18 protein-coding genes and 1 tRNA gene are annotated in these 18,012 nt (G+C 58.4%); 11 read left to right on the forward strand and 8 right to left on the reverse strand.

Annotated elements, in window-relative coordinates; translation table 11 throughout:
• Positions 1-100 precede the first annotated feature (100 nt).
• A complete protein-coding gene (locus ACQ66M_RS15575; RefSeq protein WP_430404958.1) occupies positions 101-253 on the forward strand; it encodes an entericidin A/B family lipoprotein in 153 nt (50 codons plus the stop codon).
• Between the two features lie 58 nt (positions 254-311).
• Here ACQ66M_RS15575 and ACQ66M_RS15580 read toward each other — a convergent pair whose 3' ends face one another.
• The 5 genes from ACQ66M_RS15580 to ACQ66M_RS15600 form a co-directional block, all read right to left on the reverse strand.
• Positions 312-1,442, reverse strand: coding sequence for an FAD-dependent oxidoreductase (locus ACQ66M_RS15580; protein WP_430404960.1), 1,131 nt, complete (start codon positions 1,440-1,442; stop codon positions 312-314).
• Complete coding sequence (gene rlmJ / locus ACQ66M_RS15585) at positions 1,415-2,212, reverse strand: 23S rRNA (adenine(2030)-N(6))-methyltransferase RlmJ (protein WP_350172026.1); 798 nt, start codon at positions 2,210-2,212, stop codon at positions 1,415-1,417. Before rlmJ ends, ACQ66M_RS15580 begins: the two co-directional genes overlap by 28 nt.
• 84 nt (positions 2,213-2,296) lie before the next feature.
• Entirely contained in the window at positions 2,297-4,039 is a 1,743-nt protein-coding gene (locus ACQ66M_RS15590) for a M28 family metallopeptidase (protein ID WP_430404962.1), read from the reverse strand.
• A gap of 157 nt (positions 4,040-4,196) precedes the next feature.
• Entirely contained in the window at positions 4,197-4,601 is a 405-nt protein-coding gene (locus ACQ66M_RS15595; RefSeq protein WP_350172030.1) for a hypothetical protein, read from the reverse strand.
• A 95-nt stretch (positions 4,602-4,696) separates the two neighbouring features.
• Entirely contained in the window at positions 4,697-5,593 is an 897-nt protein-coding gene (locus ACQ66M_RS15600) for a pirin family protein (protein WP_430404964.1), read from the reverse strand.
• A 47-nt stretch (positions 5,594-5,640) separates the two neighbouring features.
• Here ACQ66M_RS15600 and ACQ66M_RS15605 point away from each other — a divergent pair, with 47 nt between their 5' ends.
• The 4 genes from ACQ66M_RS15605 (at position 5,641) to clpX (ending at position 9,344) form a co-directional block, all read left to right on the forward strand.
• Positions 5,641-6,234, forward strand: a complete 594-nt coding sequence (locus ACQ66M_RS15605; RefSeq protein ID WP_430404966.1) for a uracil-DNA glycosylase family protein — start codon at positions 5,641-5,643, stop codon at positions 6,232-6,234.
• 65 nt (positions 6,235-6,299) lie between these two features.
• Positions 6,300-7,211: an alpha/beta fold hydrolase gene (locus tag ACQ66M_RS15610; protein WP_430404968.1), complete on the forward strand. Its 912-nt coding sequence runs from the start codon at positions 6,300-6,302 to the stop codon at positions 7,209-7,211.
• Between the two features lie 118 nt (positions 7,212-7,329).
• Positions 7,330-7,953 (forward strand): ATP-dependent Clp protease proteolytic subunit, encoded by a 624-nt coding sequence (locus ACQ66M_RS15615; protein ID WP_350172038.1) that lies wholly within the window; start codon positions 7,330-7,332, stop codon positions 7,951-7,953.
• Between the two features lie 128 nt (positions 7,954-8,081).
• A complete protein-coding gene (gene clpX, locus ACQ66M_RS15620) occupies positions 8,082-9,344 on the forward strand; it encodes an ATP-dependent Clp protease ATP-binding subunit ClpX (RefSeq protein WP_350172040.1) in 1,263 nt (420 codons plus the stop codon).
• 127 nt (positions 9,345-9,471) lie between these two features.
• Here the strand turns inward: clpX and glnA are convergent, their stop codons facing one another.
• Positions 9,472-10,875, reverse strand: coding sequence for a type I glutamate--ammonia ligase (gene glnA, locus ACQ66M_RS15625; RefSeq protein ID WP_350172042.1), 1,404 nt, complete (start codon positions 10,873-10,875; stop codon positions 9,472-9,474).
• Positions 10,876-10,930: 55 nt separating this feature from the next.
• Complete coding sequence (locus ACQ66M_RS15630) at positions 10,931-11,269, reverse strand: P-II family nitrogen regulator (protein ID WP_350172044.1); 339 nt, start codon at positions 11,267-11,269, stop codon at positions 10,931-10,933.
• A gap of 315 nt (positions 11,270-11,584) precedes the next feature.
• Between ACQ66M_RS15630 and ACQ66M_RS15635 the strand changes: the two genes are divergently transcribed.
• The 6 genes from ACQ66M_RS15635 (at position 11,585) to ACQ66M_RS15660 (ending at position 17,239) form a co-directional block, all read left to right on the forward strand.
• Positions 11,585-12,307: a Coq4 family protein gene (locus tag ACQ66M_RS15635; RefSeq protein ID WP_430404970.1), complete on the forward strand. Its 723-nt coding sequence runs from the start codon at positions 11,585-11,587 to the stop codon at positions 12,305-12,307.
• A complete protein-coding gene (locus ACQ66M_RS15640; protein ID WP_350172048.1) occupies positions 12,304-12,843 on the forward strand; it encodes a histidine phosphatase family protein in 540 nt (179 codons plus the stop codon). The genes ACQ66M_RS15635 and ACQ66M_RS15640 overlap by 4 nt, the downstream gene beginning before the upstream one ends.
• 9 nt (positions 12,844-12,852) lie before the next feature.
• Positions 12,853-14,295 (forward strand): NAD(P)H-hydrate dehydratase, encoded by a 1,443-nt coding sequence (locus ACQ66M_RS15645; protein ID WP_430404972.1) that lies wholly within the window; start codon positions 12,853-12,855, stop codon positions 14,293-14,295.
• A 63-nt stretch (positions 14,296-14,358) separates the two neighbouring features.
• Positions 14,359-14,443: transfer RNA gene (locus ACQ66M_RS15650), tRNA-Leu, on the forward strand.
• 143 nt (positions 14,444-14,586) lie between these two features.
• Complete coding sequence (gene tig / locus ACQ66M_RS15655; protein ID WP_350172052.1) at positions 14,587-15,924, forward strand: trigger factor; 1,338 nt, start codon at positions 14,587-14,589, stop codon at positions 15,922-15,924.
• A 154-nt stretch (positions 15,925-16,078) separates the two neighbouring features.
• Entirely contained in the window at positions 16,079-17,239 is a 1,161-nt protein-coding gene (locus ACQ66M_RS15660) for a DUF2336 domain-containing protein (protein ID WP_350172054.1), read from the forward strand.
• Here the strand turns inward: ACQ66M_RS15660 and ACQ66M_RS15665 are convergent.
• A complete protein-coding gene (locus ACQ66M_RS15665) occupies positions 17,236-17,919 on the reverse strand; it encodes a hypothetical protein (RefSeq protein WP_350172056.1) in 684 nt (227 codons plus the stop codon). The two genes, ACQ66M_RS15660 and ACQ66M_RS15665, sit on opposite strands and share 4 nt — an antisense overlap.
• Between the last annotated feature and the right edge of the window lie 93 nt (positions 17,920-18,012).

Below are 18,012 nucleotides of genomic sequence, written 5' to 3' on the forward strand. Positions count from 1 at the left end.
GAGGCTCATTGGCGCCTCAATGGCTAACATCAAAACTTTGGCTTGCCCGTTCAAAACGGAGGCGTAATCATGATTTGTCTACTCAAAAGGAAAGTATCCGATGAAGAAAATCCTTATTGCCCTATTGGCCGTCTCTTATGCGCCATTCGTGACCGCCTGCAATACAGTGGAAGGCGTTGGCAAGGATGTCGAAGCCGGCGGCGAAGTCGTACAGGATGTTGCCAAGGATGTGAAAGAAGAGATCTCGAACTAGAAGTGATCGGAGTCCGGCATTTATGCTTTTGCCGGGCTCCGGCGTTCTGACCGAAGCCTCAGTTATCCTTCATGAAATCGAAATCGATGTGGCGCTTGAGCGACCACATTCCGGGCAGGTTCAGGGAGACGCCCCATTTTTCGGCAATTGCGCGTCGGCGGCCTAGACTCACGAGTTTGAGATAGTCGGTTTGGGGATGGTATTCTGATAGGGCACGGTTTGCAGCCAGTCTCCCAATCTGCTCGGCGAGGACAGCGCCCTGGCGGACTGCAAACACGCCCGCTTTGGGGCGGGGAGAGAATGTCAGATGCGCCGTGTCACCGCAGGCAAAGATGTGTGGGTGGCTGATCGACTGAAGGGTCGGACCAACTGAAACGAAGCCATCGTTCAGCGCCAGCCCGGTCCCGGCGAGCCATGACTGAGGGCGCGCGCCGGTGGCAAGGGCCACAAACCGGGCTGGAACGCTTTCGCCGGATGCAAGACGCATAAGGGTTTCGTCAGCATCGACAACAGGCTCGCCCTTGTACACGGTCACACATGCCCGGTTCAGTTCCTTCTCCAGCTGCCGCCGCATTGACGCGTTTCCATCGGGCAAAAGGACTTCGCCGCGCTCGATAAGGGCGACCTTTGGCCGGGCGGTCAGGTCGAGCTTGTCCAACCGGTGTTTCATGGACAGGGCGAGTTCAACGCCTGCTGTTCCTGCACCGATAACAGCGGCGCAGGGTGGATTGGCACCGGCCTCTACACTGGAGACAAAGGCTGACCATTGGTCGGCGAAGGGGCCGAGTGGCTTCACCGGAACTCCAACAGATACCAGTCCATCCGGCGCATCGACCGCTGCAATGGCACCGATATCGAGCGAGGCATATTCGAAGGCGAGCTCGCGTCCGTCGTCGAGTCCGGCGATGCGCGCGGAAGGGTCCAGCGATATGGCGCGGGTGGTGTGCAGCGTGGTGCCGGAGGGGTGGCAGAGGGGGGCCAAGGGTATTTCGAGGTCGGTGCGCGGCCAGTGGCCTGCAATATGGCCGGGCAACAGCCCGCTGTATGATGTCGACGGTTCCGGACTGACCAGATGAATGTCCAGGCCAGCTGGTTTCATGCTGGCAAGGCGTCGCAACGCGACCACGTGCGTGTGTCCGCCTCCGATAAGGAGGATGCGCGTCACGTTTTGGCTGCCGGTGACGACCACCAGGACTGGATCGCTGCAGCGATGGCGTGGCTTGGATCGCGGGCTGAAGCGGGGGCGCGGAAGGCGACCATGGCTGAACCTTCGAGGGCGCTTTCATCTTCGACATCGACTGGCCACCTTGCGCCAGCGATGATGCAGTCTTCAAGGCTGCCCAGATACTCGCCGAATTCGGCTTCGCGGCCGTCCCGAAACAGCGGTAGCCAGAGGATGAGAATGCCTTGTGGCCAGCGCTTGAGGGCGCGAGGGGTCCACAAGGCCAGCGCATCGATGTCGCGGCTGGTCTCGTAGCTCGGGTCAACGAAGCAGACCATTTGCTCTCCGCTGCGGGGCGAGAGCTTCAGTGCGCCGGAATACCCGTCAGCATGCTTGACCTGAACGCGTGGGTCATTGCCGACAGCTTTTGCCAGAGCCGCATGTTCGGCGGGATGCTTTTCAAAGAAGACCATGCGTGCCGACGGGGGCAACAAGGCCTGCGCGAGCGCGGGAGAACCGGGATAGTCCTTCATGCCGCGGTCTTCGACATAGGAGACCCACGGCTTTAGCGCGCGCGGCGGCTTGCCGCGATGCAGGGCGATAATGCCCGTTTCTGCCTCGCCGCCTTTGCGGGCCTGCTCTCCGGTCAGGTCATAACGACCACGACCGGAATGGGTCTCGACATAGAGAAGGGGTTTTCCGGCCGCAGCGATGTGACCGAGCAGAGCATGCAGGACGGCATGCTTGAGCACGTCAGCGCGGTTACCCGCATGAAATCCGTGTTGGTAGGAGAGCATGGCAGCATCTTTCTGGCGTCAGAATGAAATAGTCCCGAATGGCCGACAGGGCCATCCGGGACTAAGCCGTTTGTTCAGTTGCGTTTATTCAGAAGCAAGGGATTCCTTGCGGGCAGCTTCGAACTCGTTGCCGGCATACCAGGTTGGCCAGTCGCTGGAATCAGCGATGCCTTGGCCAACGGCGTAGAGCGCCTGGATGTCCTGCGCGAAACCGGACAGATCCCAATCGTCTGAGTATTCGTCCATGGGCTTGTGGTAGCGCTCGGCGGTGTAAGCGGCAGCTGCAGCCTTGCCGGCAGCTATGCCGCCATCAACCTTGTCTTCGCCGCCATCCGCATACAGCATCGGCACGCCGCGCTTGGCAAGCGAGATATGGTCGGAACGGTAGAAATACCCGGCCTCCGGTTTGCCGTCTGGCGTGACAACGCGATTGTCCGCTTTGAGAATCTCCGCCAGGCGGTCTTCGAGTTCAGATGCGCCATAACCGATGACGACCATGTTACGGGTCGGGCCGATGGGAAGTGCGCCATCCATGTTCAGGCCCGCCACGATCTTGTTGAGCGGCACGGTGGGGTTTTCGGCGAAGTATTCAGAGCCAAGCAGGCCGGACTCCTCAAGTGTGACAGACAGGAACATGACCGAGCGCTCATGCGGTTCCTGTGCAAAGGCTTCTGCGAGTTCGAGAAGCGCTGACACACCCGTCGCGTTATCGACGGCACCATTGAATATCTGGTCCTCGTAAAAGTCTTCGCCGGGGGCCCCTGTCTTGGCACCTGTTTTTTTGCCCAGGTGATCCCAGTGAGCTGTATAGAGAACATATTCGTCAGGCCTCGTCGTGCCGGGCAGGACGCCTATCACGTTGCGGCTGTCCAGCTTGTCGATTGTCTGGACGATCTCGCCTGTTGCCTTGACACCCTCAAGCGGTGCTGGCTGGAAGCCGCGTGTCTTCGCGGCAGTCTTCATGGCATCGAAGTCCATGCCAGCCGTAGAGAATAGCTTCTCAGCCATGTCACGCGTGATCCAGCCTTCGACCTGTGCACGGTTTGCGCCGCCATCGGCACGCACAAGATCAGACTGTGCGCCTGACCAGGAATTCTTGACGACATCCCAGCCATAGGATGCCGGTTCGGTTTCGTGGACGATGATAGCAGCGGCTGCACCCTGACGGGCGGCCTCTTCAAACTTGTAGGTCCAGCGGCCATAATAGGTCATGGCCTTGCCCTTGAAGAGCTCCGGATCACCTGTTGCGAAGCCGGGGTCGTTTACGAGAATGACAACGGTCTTGCCGGTGTAATCCTGGTCCGCATAGTCATTCCAGCCATATTCGGGCGCAACGACACCGTAGCCGACAAAGACGACATCAGATGGCGCAAACGAGGTCTTGTCGGCCCCTTGCTGCTTGGTCCAGATGACTGAGTCTTCCTTCAGGACGGTTGGCATCTCGGTGCCATCCGGCGCGGTGAAAGTGAGGAAGGACTGTTCCGGATCAATGGTCTGATTGACCATGGCAACTTTCTGGAAATATGTGCCGTCATCGCCACCAGGCTCAAGGCCGAGGCGGGCCATTTCGGCGCTAATCCATGCAGCGGCAGCCTCACCAACCTGCGTACCCGGCCCGCGACCTTCGAACGTGTCGTCGGCCAGTGTCTTTACGCGTACGGCAAGGTCTTTGGCATTGATATCTGCAGTCGTGTCAGTTGGAAGCGGAAGCAGAAGTGTTTCAGCTTGTGGCGTTTCGGCGGCGGGTGCCGGCGCGGGCGTTTCCTGCTTCGGGCCGCCGCATGCGGCAAGCGCCACAAGCGACACGGCGAGTGCGAAATATTTCATGGATGTCTGCCCCTCCAATGGGCGTTGTTTGTAGATTACCAAAGGGTCTGGCATGGCCGGTGGCAGGCTTCAAGCTGCAGGAGATCACCGGGATCAGGAAAAAGGGCGGACTCCATTTCTGGAACCCGCCCTGAATCGTCTTGAAATTGGTCAGAAACTATTCGGTCGCTTCTTCAGCAGCAGCCTCTGCTTCATCGGCTGCTTCTTCAGCAACTTCTTCCGCAGCGTCAGCGGCGGCTTCGGTTGCAACGGCTGCAGCGTCGGCGGCTTCTTCTGCAGCCTCTTCGGCAACGTCGGCAGCTTCTGCTGCGACAGTTGCGTCTTCAGTGGTTTCAGCAACTTCGGCTGCCACAGCGGCTTCAACAGCAGCGTCTTCTGCGACTTCAGCAGCAGGAGCTGCTTCTTCGGCAACATCTGCTGCTTCAGCAGCAACGTCGGCGGAAACGTCAGCCGATGCGGCGTCCAGGCTTGCAGCGGTTTCGGATTCGGCAACGGTTGGTGTTGCGCAAGCTGCGAGCATAGCGATTGATGCGGCTGCGCCGGCGATAAGTTTGATGTTCATGTATTCACCCTCTCTGAGACTTTATAGTCTTGTGTATGGCGAACTCCCTTCCCGAAGATCGCCTATCGCGGGCGTCTCAATCAAATGTGGCGATTTCAGGGCAGGGGTATCCATTCCGTATCGTCACCCGGAACAAACGGAAAGCGTTCTGTGCCGTGCAATCTGATGGATTCATTCCAGTCTTGCTTGGCCTGGTCGATCCGGTCTGCACTGGATGCGACGAAGTTCCAGTCAATATTCCGGGCGCCGTCGAGCGACGCGCCTCCGCAGATGACGGCCTTCGTGCCAGGCAGGAATTCCACAGCAATATCGACGCCTGGCGTGAAGACAACCATCACGCCTTCGCCGATCTGACTACCGTCGACCGTGACACCACCCGACACGAGATAGAGAGCGCGTTCCTCCGCAAGTGTGGCGGGAAGAACCATGCTGGCGCCGTTCGGGGTTTCGATGGCTGCGTAAAGGATGGGCCAGGGAAAGCTGACGGGTGAGCGATGGCCCCACGCCTCGCCGGCGAGCACCCGAATATCTGCGCCGTTGATCACGAATGTCGGGAGCGTGTCTGCAGGATGATGGACGAATGATGGCGGCATGTCTTCGTGGGTGACCGGCAGGGCAACCCAGGTTTGCAGGCCGTGCATGCTCTGGCCAGCTTCGCGTTCCGGTGCTGGCGTGCGCTCTGAGTGCACGATGCCGTGGCCGGCGGTCATCCAGTTCACGGCGCCGGGGCGAATGACCAGGTCCGAACCAAGGCTGTCCTTATGGCGGATCGCGCCCTCAAACAGGTATGTCACTGTGGCGAGACCGATATGCGGATGAGGGCGGACGTCAAAACCGTCGCCCGGTGCGTATTCGACAGGGCCGAAGTGATCGAAGAAGATAAATGGCCCGACCATCTTGTGGGCGTGGAACGGCAGCACCCTGCGCACGTGAAATCCGCCACCGAGGTCACGGGCGCGCGGATCGATTGTTCTGACAATTGCATTGGTCATGAGAAGACAGCCTTTCCAGCAGTATTGGAATGCCCGAATATGACGTCATGACCGACGATCTCAAATCATATCTGAATGGCGTCCGCGCATGCCGGCTGTGCGAGCATGAGATGGCGCGCGCTCCGAACCCTGTTCTGCAGGCGAGCGATACGGCCCGCGTACTGGTCGCCGGGCAGGCCCCTGGAAACCTGGCAGATGTAACGGGGACGCCGTTCAACGACCCATCCGGCGTTCGCTTGCGCAACTGGATGGGCGTCTCGGAAGACGAGTTCTACGATGCGTCACGAATGGCGATTATTCCGATGGGTTTCTGTTTTCCCGGCAATGACGCCAAGGGCGGCGACCGGCCGCCGATGAAACGCTGCGCGGCAACCTGGCGCGAGGGACTTTTGTCGAGATTGCCGAATATTCGCGTGACGGTCCTCGTCGGTGCCTATGCCCAGAAATGGCATCTGAGAGAAAGGACGGCAGGCTCGCTGACCGAAACGGTCAAAAACTGGAAAGCCTTTACGAGTGAACAAATGTTCACTATTCCTCATCCGAGTTGGAGAAACACGGCATGGCTGAAACGCAATCCCTGGTTCGAAACAGACGTGCTGCCGGAACTGCGGCGCGCCGTTCGTGGTGCCTTGGAGTCCTGACCTTTCTGATAGCTGCGGTGACGCTGACCAGCTGTACGCACCCGCTCACGCAAGGACCGCAATTCGTGTCTCATCCTGTTGGACCTCACTTCGACACCGATCACGATCTGTTTGTCGCGTCCGATGACGCGAAGCTGGGTCTCACGGTGTGGCCAGCCGAAAATGTCGAATCCCCGGACTTCGTCGTCGTCGGCGTGCACGGCATGAATGATTATGCGAACGCCTTCCACATGGCAGCGCCTTATTGGGCCGCCAGGGGTGTGACCACCTATGCCTATGACCAGAGAGGATTCGGTCGGTCGCCGGGGCGGGGGATCTGGCCAGATGAGGAACTCATGCGCAACGACTTGCGCACGGCGGTCGACGTTGCCAGGGCGAAACACCCTGATGCGGTTATCACGGTGGTCGGCATATCCATGGGGGCCGCCGTGGCGATCAGCGCTTTTGGGTCTGACGATGCGCCCAGGGCCGATCGGTTCATCGCCTCCGGGCCGGGGCTGCGTGGTTGGGGCGCGATGAATCCGATCTATCGGGCCAGCCTGTGGGCTTCGACGCGCACCCGTCCGGGCTGGATCGTGCGGCCGCCACGCCGGCTCGTGAAGATTCAGCCATCCGACAATGTCGAGATGCTACGCCGGACATGGGCCGATCCCCTGATGCAGCCGTTTAACCGCATCGACCAGGTCTATGGCGTGGTAAGCCTGATGGAGACCGCTCACACGCGGTCAGCGAGTTTACCAGCAGACGTACCCACCTTGTTTTCCTATGGCGCGAATGACCTTGTGATCCCGCCATCTGGTGTAAAACGTACCGCAAGGGACCTGCCTGGCAGTGTTCGGACAGTGTATTATGCGGATGGTTACCATATGCTTTTGCGTGACCTGCAGGCGGAGACAGTCCACGCCGACTATCTCGCCTTCATGCAGGCGCCGGACGCACCCTTGCCGAGTAGTGCGCCAGAATGGCCGTGGCGCTGATGCAGGCATTCCACAGCCCAAAGCCTCTTGCGGTCAGTCACGCGTGGACAAATATAGGTCCTTCTGCCAGTTCTGGCAGAACAGAGATTCCTGACAGCCAGCCCCGAGGCCTGATTTCATGACGAGTTCGTACCAGACTGCCCTCAACCTTGTTCCGATGGTGGTGGAACAGACCAGCCGAGGGGAGCGGGCTTTTGATATCTTTTCGCGCCTGCTGAAGGAGCGAATCATCTTCGTAACAGGCGGGATTGATGACGGTATGGCTGCCCTGATCACATCGCAGCTCCTGTTTCTTGAGTCTGAAAACCCGAAAAAAGATATCGCGATGTATATCAACAGCCCCGGCGGATACGTCACATCGGGCCTCGCGATCTACGATACGATGCAATATATACGGTGCCCGATTTCGACAGTCTGCTTCGGACAGGCGGCCAGCATGGGCTCGCTTCTGCTCGCAGCTGGTGAAAAAGAAATGCGCACCTGCCTGCCAAATGCGCGCGTCATGTTGCACCAGCCATCGGGCGGATATTCAGGCGTTGCTACAGATATCGAGCGGCACGCGCAGGACATTATCGACCTGAAACGCCGCCTGAACAACATTTACGTCAAGCATACCGGCCAGGAATACGACGTGATCGAGCGCAAGCTCGACCGGGATACGTTCCTGACGGCCGAGGAAGCTGTCGAGTTCGGGATCGTCGACAAGGTGTTTGAGCGTCGCGACTCTGAGGACGAAAAATAGTCGACGACGCTCCCCACCAAATGCGGCCCACCTCTTGCAGGGCGGGCCATGACCCTTATTGTCATAATAACGAACCGGGTAAGGGCGCTTAAAGGCCCCGTTAAACCTTACCCGGCATTGAGGACGGTATGACCAAGCAAAACGGATCAGGCGATTCAAAGAATACGCTTTATTGCTCTTTCTGTGGAAAGAGCCAGCATGAAGTGAAAAAGCTGATCGCCGGACCAACGGTGTTCATCTGCGACGAATGCGTCGAACTGTGCATGGACATCATCCGCGAAGAAAACAAGACAGCTATGGTGCGGTCGCGCGAAGGCGTGCCGACACCGCAGGAAATCTGCGACGTGCTGGATGATTACGTTATTGGCCAGCGCCATGCAAAGCGCATCCTGTCGGTGGCCGTGCATAACCATTACAAGCGCCTGTCACACGCCGGTAAAACGGATGGTGTGGAGCTTTCGAAGTCCAACATCATGCTGGTTGGCCCAACGGGTTGCGGCAAGACTTTGCTTGCGCAAACCCTGGCTCGCATCCTGGATGTGCCGTTCACGATGGCCGACGCGACAACCCTGACCGAAGCCGGCTATGTCGGTGAAGATGTCGAGAATATCGTCCTGAAGCTGCTCCAATCGGCCGACTACAACGTTGAGCGTGCCCAGCGCGGCATCGTTTACATCGACGAAATCGACAAGATTTCGCGCAAGTCGGACAATCCGTCCATCACGCGTGATGTGTCGGGCGAGGGCGTCCAGCAAGCGCTTCTGAAGATCATGGAAGGCACGGTTGCAGCCGTTCCGCCACAGGGCGGACGCAAGCATCCCCAGCAGGAGTTCCTGCAGGTCGACACGACGAATATTCTGTTCATCGTTGGTGGAGCCTTTGCCGGGCTGGACAAGATCATTTCGTCACGCGGCGACAATGCGTCGATCGGCTTTGGGGCGTCGCTGAAAGACCCGGAGGCACGCAGCGTTGGCGAAATCCTGCGCAACACCGAGCCGGAAGACCTTCAGCGGTTTGGTCTGATCCCGGAATTCATCGGGCGTCTGCCCGTCATTGCGACGCTTGAAGACCTGGATGAAAAGGCCCTGATTGAGATTCTCACGCAGCCGAAGAACGCGCTGCTGAAGCAATACCAGAAGCTGTTCGACATGGAGAATGTCGCTCTGACGTTTACGCCTGAGGCGCTGACCAGCGTGGCCCGTCGTGCCATCGGACGCAAGACCGGTGCGCGTGGTTTGCGCTCGATCATGGAATCAATCTTGCTCGATACCATGTTCGAATTGCCGAACCTGCGTGGTGTCGAAGAAGTCGTGATCAATGGTGAAGTGGTTGAAGGCAATGCCGAGCCGCTCTACGTCCACGCCAAAAAGAGCCAGCCAGAAGCGGGCTGACTACAATTGATACTCAAAAGCAGAAACGCCCCGGGTCATCGATCCGGGGCGTTTCTGCTTCTGCCCAAAAGCAAAAGGCCGACACCCGAAAATGCCGGCCTCACTGAGCTTTCGAGAGGTCTCGCTCTTAGACTTTGTAATACATGTCGAATTCCACCGGGTGAGGGTGAAGCTCGTAGCGCATGTTCTCTTCCATCTTCAATTCGATGTAGGCATCGATCTGATCGTCATCGAAAACGCCGCCCTTGGTAAGGAATTTGCGGTCCGCATCAAGTGCCGCGAGTGCCTCGCGGAGTGATCCGCAGACTTGTGGGATCGACTTGGCCTCTTCCGGCGGCAGGTCATAGAGATCCTTGTCCATGGCGTCGCCTGGGTGGATCTTGTTCTCGATGCCGTCGAGACCGGCCATGAGCAGGGCTGCGAAGGCAAGATATGGGTTCGCTGTCGGATCAGGGAAACGCGTTTCAATACGCTTGGCTTTTGGATTGGAGCCGAACGGGATGCGAATGGATGCCGAACGGTTTCGAGCCGAGTAGGCCAGCATCACGGGCGCTTCATAACCGGGGACCAGGCGCTTGTAGCTGTTGGTCGACGGGTTAGTGATCGCGTTCAGGGCCTTTGCGTGCTTGATGATGCCGCCAATGTAGTAGAGGCACATCTCGGACAGACCGGCATACTTATCGCCGGCGAAGAGTGGTTTGCCGCCGCCCCAGATCGACTGGTGTACGTGCATGCCTGATCCGTTATCCTTGAACATCGGCTTCGGCATGAAGGTCGCCGTCTTGCCGTAGGACGCTGCAACATTGTGAATGACGTACTTATAGAGTTGAAGGCGATCAGCCATAACGGTCAGTGTCGAGAATTTCAGACCCAGTTCGTGCTGGGCGGGCGCCACTTCGTGGTGGTGCTTTTCAGGCTCGAGGCCGATATCACCCATGATCGACAGCATTTCACCGCGCATGTCCTGCTCGGAATCGATCGGTGGGACAGGGAAGTAGCCGCCTTTTGGACCAGGGCGGTGGCCCATGTTGCCCATTGGGTATTCTTTCCCGGTATTGATCGGCAACTCGGTCGAATCGAAGCTGTAGCCGGTATTGTGCGGCTCAACTGACCAACGTACGTCGTCGAACACGAAGAATTCAGCTTCCGGTCCGAAGAACACTGTGTCGCCAACGCCCGCCGCCTTGACATAGGCTTCAGCTTTCTTTGCGGTCGTGCGCGGGTCGCGGTTGTAGGCTTGGCCCGTGATGGGATCCAGGACATCGCACATTACGGCCAGCGTCGTCTGCTGGAAGAATGGGTCGATCATCGCTGTATCCTGGTCAGGCATCAGCAACATGTCGGACTCGTTGATGGCCTTCCAGCCCGCAACGGACGATCCATCAAACATCTGGCCCTCGGTGAAGAAGTCATCTTCAACCATGCCCTTGTGGAAGGTCACGTGCTGCATCTTGCCGCGCGGGTCTGTGAAACGAAGGTCGACGTATTGTACGTCCTCGTCCTTCATCATTTTTATAAGCTTGTCAGCCATTGGATTTGCCCTCCAGGAATGTGGTTTGCTGAGTCGAGAGTTGTTTATTGCAGGATTAAAGCGCCGCGTCGCCGGTTTCTCCGGTCCGGATGCGCACGGCTTCCAGCACCTCTGAAACGAAGATCTTCCCGTCGCCAATCTTGTCGGTGTGCGCGGCTTTCTTGATGGCCTCAACGGCACCCTCGACAGCGCTGTCAGCAAGCACGATTTCGATCTTGAGCTTTGGCAGGAAGTCGACGACATATTCGGCGCCGCGATACAGTTCTGTATGTCCGCGCTGACGGCCGAACCCCTTGGCCTCAATAACGGTCATGCCCTGCAGGCCGATTTCCTGTAGCGCTTCCTTTACGTCGTCCAGTTTGAATGGCTTGATGATCGCTTCGATTTTTTTCATGGCCCATGTTCTCCCAGCCGCTGAATTTGGTATTGATTTTGGGTAGGCGTACTCTCGCTGCGAGGCGAGCGCTAGATGCTGAAAGGGCAGTGGGATCAGAACACGTGGTCAACAATTGGGCACGCGTGCCCCGAAATTGACCACCGACTGAACGGACCTGATGTTCGAAATATGACGCGTGCGTCACTTTAATTGTTAATCCGCACATGCTAGGGTAAATTCGTAATTTCAGCGAAAGCGTACGTCATGACCGAAGTGTTTGTTCATCCTGATCGCCGTCCGGCCAAGTTCCGCCCGTTCACGGCGTGGAGGCATATGCAGAATCTTATCGCTGATAAAGAAGACACAGAGCAGGTGTTTCATATTATCGAGTCTCTGAATGGCCGCTCTTTCGAAAAGAACTTTCATGCGTTTGCGGAAAGCGAAGAGGGGAAGGCGCTGCTGGCAAAGCGAGAATACCTGCCTCCGATGCTGGATGATCATGACTGGATCCGTGCGTTGCCGAAAGGCACGGTTGGGCATGCTTATGTGGATTTCATGGAGCGTGAGGGTCTGACAGCCCAGGGACTGGTTGACGAAAGCGAGAAATTTCGTGGAGCGGTTCGAGATTTTGATGACGACTATTACTGGTTCGGCAATCGGCTGCGCGACACGCACGACCTGTTCCATGTCCTGTCTGGATATGGTCGGGACGCGCTGGGCGAAGCAAGCCTGCTTGCCTTTACCTACGGCCAGAACCCAGGCCTGGGCGTGATATTCATTTCTTATATGGGTTGCCGCCAGATCATGAAGAGCGTGCCAAAGGAAGCGCGCATCATGGATTGCTTCCGTGAAGGCAAGCGGAACGGTGCCGCCGCTTCGCGTATCGTGCGCGAGGACATCATTGCCTTGCTTCATGAGCCTCTTGATGCCGCGCGGGCGAGACTGAATATCGCCAAGCCGGTCGCCTACCTTCACGCGCTGGATGTTTGCGCCGAGAAGGGATTGGTCGCACATCAGATAGGGCTCGATCCGAACCAGGTTCAGGTCGCGGCGTGATTTTTCTCGTCAGGCATGGTGAGGCCGCAGCCGGTTGGGGTGATCATCCGGACCCTGGATTGAGCGACCTCGGCAAGCAGCAGGCAAATGCCGTCGCCGTTGCACTTGAAAACCTCGGTGCAAAGTCAGCCATCTCCAGTCCGATGCTGCGGTGCCGAGAAACCGCCTTGCCTTTCGAGCAGCGTATGGGTCTGGTCGCGAAAGTGGCACCGGAAGTATCCGAAATAGATACGCCCGACGATGTGGAGGATCGCGTGGCGTGGTTACGCACATTGATGGCGGGCGAATGGAAAGGTGCGTCACACGACTTCCAGGGCTGGCGACAGGCCATGCTCGACTTCGTTACTGGCCTGCCTGATGATACAGTTGTCTTCTCTCACTTCGTGGCAATCAATGCATTGGCCGGCATGATCGAGTCGGATCCGAGAGTCGTTGTGTTTCGCCCGGGGCATTGTTCCGTGACCCAGCTTTCGCGAACGCCAACGGCCCTTCATGTTGCTGAATATGGAAGCGAATCTGCTACACGCGTGTTATGAGGTCGCCCTATGGGCAGACCAATTATTACACCGCAGGAAATGACCGCCGCTGAGCAGGCAGTTTTCACAGCAGGCACAGACAGTTTTGATGTAATGAAACGTGCCGGCAACGCCGTCGCGGAGTTTCTTCATGCGCGCTGGCCGGAAGGCAAGGTGCAGGTCCTTTGCGGCCCAGGCGGCAATGGCGGTGACGGCTTTGTGGCTGCGGCCCAGCTTTCGAGGCTGTGGCGTGAGGTTGAGGTCTACTGCACACATGACAAGGCGAGCCTGACAGGTGACGCCGCCAAGGCGGCCGCGATGTGGGACGGCAATGTCCATCCGCTCGAATCGGCTCTTGAAGCACCCCACGCCATCGTGCTCGATGCACTTTTCGGCGGCGGCTTGTCACGTCCCCTGGATGGCATGGCAGCAGCACTGGCAGAGCGGGGAGGCCGGGTTGTATCCGTTGATGTGCCATCCGGCGTCGATGGTTTGAAAGCACGGCCGCTTGGTCCCTGTTTTCGTGCTGAGGGAACGATCACATTTGCGGGTTTGCGTCCGGCACACGTCCTGCAACCGGCCTCGGCTTATTGCGGGCTGGTTGCGACGGCTGATATCGGGGTGCCGGTGCAGACGCTCACGGTCGAGAACGGCCCGATGCTGTGGGGGCCTCTCATGCCGCGGCTCGGACCAGTCGTTTACAAGCACGCGCGTGGACATCTGAAAGTTGTAAGCGGGCCGGCATCCGCGACCGGTGCGGCGCGCCTCGCGGCGATGGCGGGACTCAGGATAGGGGCGGGGCTGGTCACGGTTCTGTCGCCGCCCGGCGCGGTAAGTGTGAATGCAAGCCATCTCACGGCCATCATGCTGCAACCGATAAATGACGCCGTAGACCTTGAATTGGCGGGCCAATCGGCACAGGTGGTGATCGTTGGCCCCGCCGCAGGCGTGACACCGGCGACGCGGGCGAATGTCGAAACCATCCTTAAGTCCAGGGCGCGGGCCCTTCTCGACGCAGATGCGCTGACCGTTTTTGAGGGTTCACACAACGCTTTGTTCAAGCGCCTCAGGCCTGATGACATCGTCACGCCACATGCGGGAGAGTTTCACCGCCTTTTCGGATACGCGCAGGATTCCGGCGTCAACAAGATCGAAACGGCCCGCCGTGCGGCCAAAGAGGCCGGATGTGTGGTGTTGTTGAAGGGGGCCGACACGGTCATCGCGGCGCCAGACGGGCGAGCGATCGTGAACACGCACGCGACGCCATGGCTCGCGACGGCGGGTTCGGGCGATGTGCTGGCAGGTTTTGTTGCGGGGCTGATGGCTCAGGGCATGCCCACGCTTGAGGCTGCCGCCATGGCGTCATGGGTTCACGGTGAGGCAGGACGGCGCGTGGGAGCAGGCCTGATTTCCGAGGATTTGCCGCATCATGTGCCAGACATATTGAGCGCCCTGCATGGCGAAACCGCTTGAAAATCGACGCTCATGGTCTTTCCTGTTGATACGTCCGGTCTGCTCGGTTAGGAACCGCGGATCGCGGATGTGGCGGAATTGGTAGACGCACTGGATTTAGGTTCCAGCGCCGCAAGGCGTGGAGGTTCGAGTCCTCTCATCCGCACCAGACTTCTGAACATGCAGCATATCCCGCATAGTCTGCGTGGACAGGCGCTTTAGCCTATGACATAAGCCGCGCCTTCAGACAGGTTCACACAGCCTCCAGCGTGCTTTTTTGCCTCGCGACGCCAAAAACGGATGAATAAAACAATGGAAGTAACCCAGACCAAGGCAGAAGGTCTTAGCCGCACATTCGAAGTGAAGGTTCCGGCGAGCGAACTCAAAACGAAGCTTGACGAGCGAATTGAAGAAATTCGCCCGAGCATGAGGCTGAAAGGCTTCCGTCCGGGCAAAGTTCCGGCTGCTCACGTTCGGAAAATGTTCGGTCGGGACCTTATGGGTGAACTCGTCAACAAGCTTGTCGATGAAACCAACCAGAAAGCCCTGGAACAAAATGAGCTGCGTCCGGCTGGCCAGCCAAGTGTGCGCCTTGATGCCGACATGGAAGCTGTGATCAAGGGCGAAGCTGATCTTGCCTACCACATGGACATCGACGTGATGCCCGAGTTCACACCAGCAGACATCGCGAACCTGGAAATTGCGCGTCCGGTTGCAGACGTTTCTGACGAGCAGATCGACGAAGCACTTGGCCGAATCGCTGAACAGAACACGCAGTACGAGCCCCGCGCCAAGACTGCCAAAGCGAAAGACGGCGACGCGGTCGTCATTGATTTCGTCGGCAAGGTCGACGGCGTGGCCTTCGAAGGTGGCGCGGCAGAGCAGCAATCGGTCGTGCTCGGCGCCAACCGCTTTATCCCGGGCTTTGAAGAACAGCTCGTCGGCGTCAAAACCGGCGAGGAAAAAGAACTCAATGTCACGTTCCCTGAAGATTACCCATCGGCTGATCTCGCTGGCAAGCCGGCGGTCTTCGAAGTGAAGGTGCAGGAAGTTCGTGCGCCCAAGACGCCGGAACTTGATGATGATTTCGCCAAAGGCCTCGGTCTTGAAGACCTTGATCAGCTGAAGGGCCTTGTGAAGGACCAGCTCAAGGCGGAGCATGACACTGCGTCCCGCTCAAAAGCGAAGCGTGATCTGCTCGACAAGCTCGACGACGCACACAGCTTCGATCTGCCGCCCAACATGGTCGAGCAGGAGTTTGCCCAGATCTGGCAGCAGCTGCAGACCGAAATGGATGCGGGTCGGGTTTCTGATGAGGATAAGGCGAAGTCGGAAGATGAACTCAAGGATGAGTATCGCAAGATTTCCGAGCGCCGCGTACGCCTTGGTCTCGTGCTGGCGGAGATCGGCCGGATCGCTGATGTCCGCATCACCGAGCAGGAAGTGAACCAGGCGCTGATCGCTGAAGCCCGGCAGTATCCGGGGCAGGAGCGTCAGGTTGTAGAGTTCTTCCAGAAGAACCCGAATGCCATGGCCCAGCTGCGCGCACCGATCTATGAGGACAAGGTTGTGGACCACATCCTGGCCACGGCCAAGGTGACGGACGAGACAGTTTCGCGCGAAGACCTCTTCAAGGAAGACGACGAGTAGATCCGACCAAATCGGATTAAAATCAAAAGCACCGGACTTCAGGGATGAAGTCCGGTGCTTTTCGTTTGTGATGCAGTCTGGATGCTCTGGTAAACGCTGTGTTAACCGCGCTGGGAGAAATTGACCGATATTGATTCTTGGGGATTACGGGCCAATGAGCGTTCAGAGTATACGACCGCAGCTGACCGAGCAGGACATTGAACGGCTGATGCGGGGTGAAACCCCCGAGCAGCGTGCGTCAGTGGCGCACCGCGTCTGCCGCCGTATTGCACTCGACGTTTTGAGTGATCGCGAAAAGTCGTTCGCCAACGAGATCATGGCAATTCTGGCGGAGGATTCGGCCGATCTGGTGCGCCGCACCTTGTCTGTCACGCTGCGCAATTCGCCTGTCCTGCCGCGCGAAATTGCCCTTAAGCTGGCCCAGGATATCGAGGCTGTCGCCATTCCGGTGCTTCAGGATTCGCCCGTCTTTACCGATGAAGACCTGATTGAACTGGTTCTGGCCGTCACGGCTGCCAAGCAGGCTGCCATTGCCAATCGCAATTCCCTGTCGATCACCCTCACCGAAGTGATTTCAGAGCATGGCGCAGTGGAGGCTGTTCGGGCGGTATCGAAGAACAATGGCGCCGAATTTAGCGATAAGGCCTATGATGACACACTGCGGCGTTTCGGGGCGGACGAGGTTGTTCAGAGCGGTCTGATCAAGCGGGAGTTCATTCCGACGCATATCGCAGAGAAAATGGTGTCCCTGGTCTCAGGGCAGCTGTTTGACCTCCTGGTCAACCGTCACGAGTTGCCGGCCCAGATGGCGATCGACCTAGCTGGCAGCGCACGTGAGCGCGCGACAATCGATCTGGTCGAACAGGCAGGGCGAACTCACGATCTGCCGCGTTTCGTCTCCCAGCTGAATCTGAACGGGCGTCTGGGGCATTCGCTGATCATGCGGGCGCTGTGCTGCGGCCAGATGCCGTTTGTCGAGCATGCGCTCGCTGAATTGTCCGGCGTTGGCCACCAGCGCGTCTGGTTGATGATCCATGATGCCGGGCCGCTCGGGCTGCAGGCCGTATTCGATCGGGCTGGGTTGCCGCGCAAGATGCTTCCTGCATTTCGTGCCGCCGTGAATGTTTTCCACGAGACAACGCATGATGGCGGCGCCAATGATCGCGCAAGGTTCCGCGCGCGCATGATCGAGCGGGTTCTCACACAATTTCAGGCCATACCCAAGGATGACCTCGACTACCTGCTCGACAAACTCGACTATTATTCGGAAATGGCTGCTGAAGAGGAGAGCGAGAAAGAATTCGACGCCGCCTAGGCGTCAGTTCTCGGGTGCGTGGCAGCATGAACACCCACGCGTGCCAGGTATTCGCCATCGCGCCAGTGCGCGTTCTCGGCAACGATCAGGATACCCGACGCATCCGCAGCTTCAACCAGGTCCATCAGATCGGGATTGGTTTCAAGTGCTCTGGCATCCACGCGGATCGTATCGATCAGCAGGCGCAGTGAATCGCTGAGCGGCGTCTGCCATGATCGACGCATGTCAATGGCAACACGAAAGCCATGGCGGCGCAGCAAACCCAGACGAACAACATAATCAGCCGCGCCCCCGGCGAATGCGGCATCTGCAAACTCGAGGCATACTTCCTGTTGGCAAAGTGACGTCCGGCGGATGGCGGCGTCGCAAGCGACGGCCGTGTTCGAATGCGCGAGCGCTGCGATAGGAGCTGAGACGAGTATAGGGCGCTGGCTGGCTGGCTGGCCATGCGTAGCGCTCGCGATGCGGCTCAGCTGGTCGGCCAGCCACTTGGCAGGGTTGGCAACCTCGTTAGGCATCGTACGGGGACCGAACGCGACACGCTCTTCGAATGCAACGGGAGTTTCGCAAACCTGACCGAGTGAATCGCCGCTCAAGAGGTGAACAACTGTATGAAAGCGCAACTGCGGGGCAGGGGAAAGGCGGGCCTGACGATCAAGCGGGGATTGAATGGCGCGCATGGCCAACTCCTTTCCTGTGTGTTGTCTCTTGCCTTCCCTAAGGGCGAGAGTTGAACATCACGCGCAGATAATCGGCTGCATTTTTGCGAAATT

It is taken from the genome of Hyphomonas sp., from assembly GCF_965284475.1.
Taxonomy (GTDB): Bacteria; Pseudomonadota; Alphaproteobacteria; order Caulobacterales; family Hyphomonadaceae; genus Hyphomonas.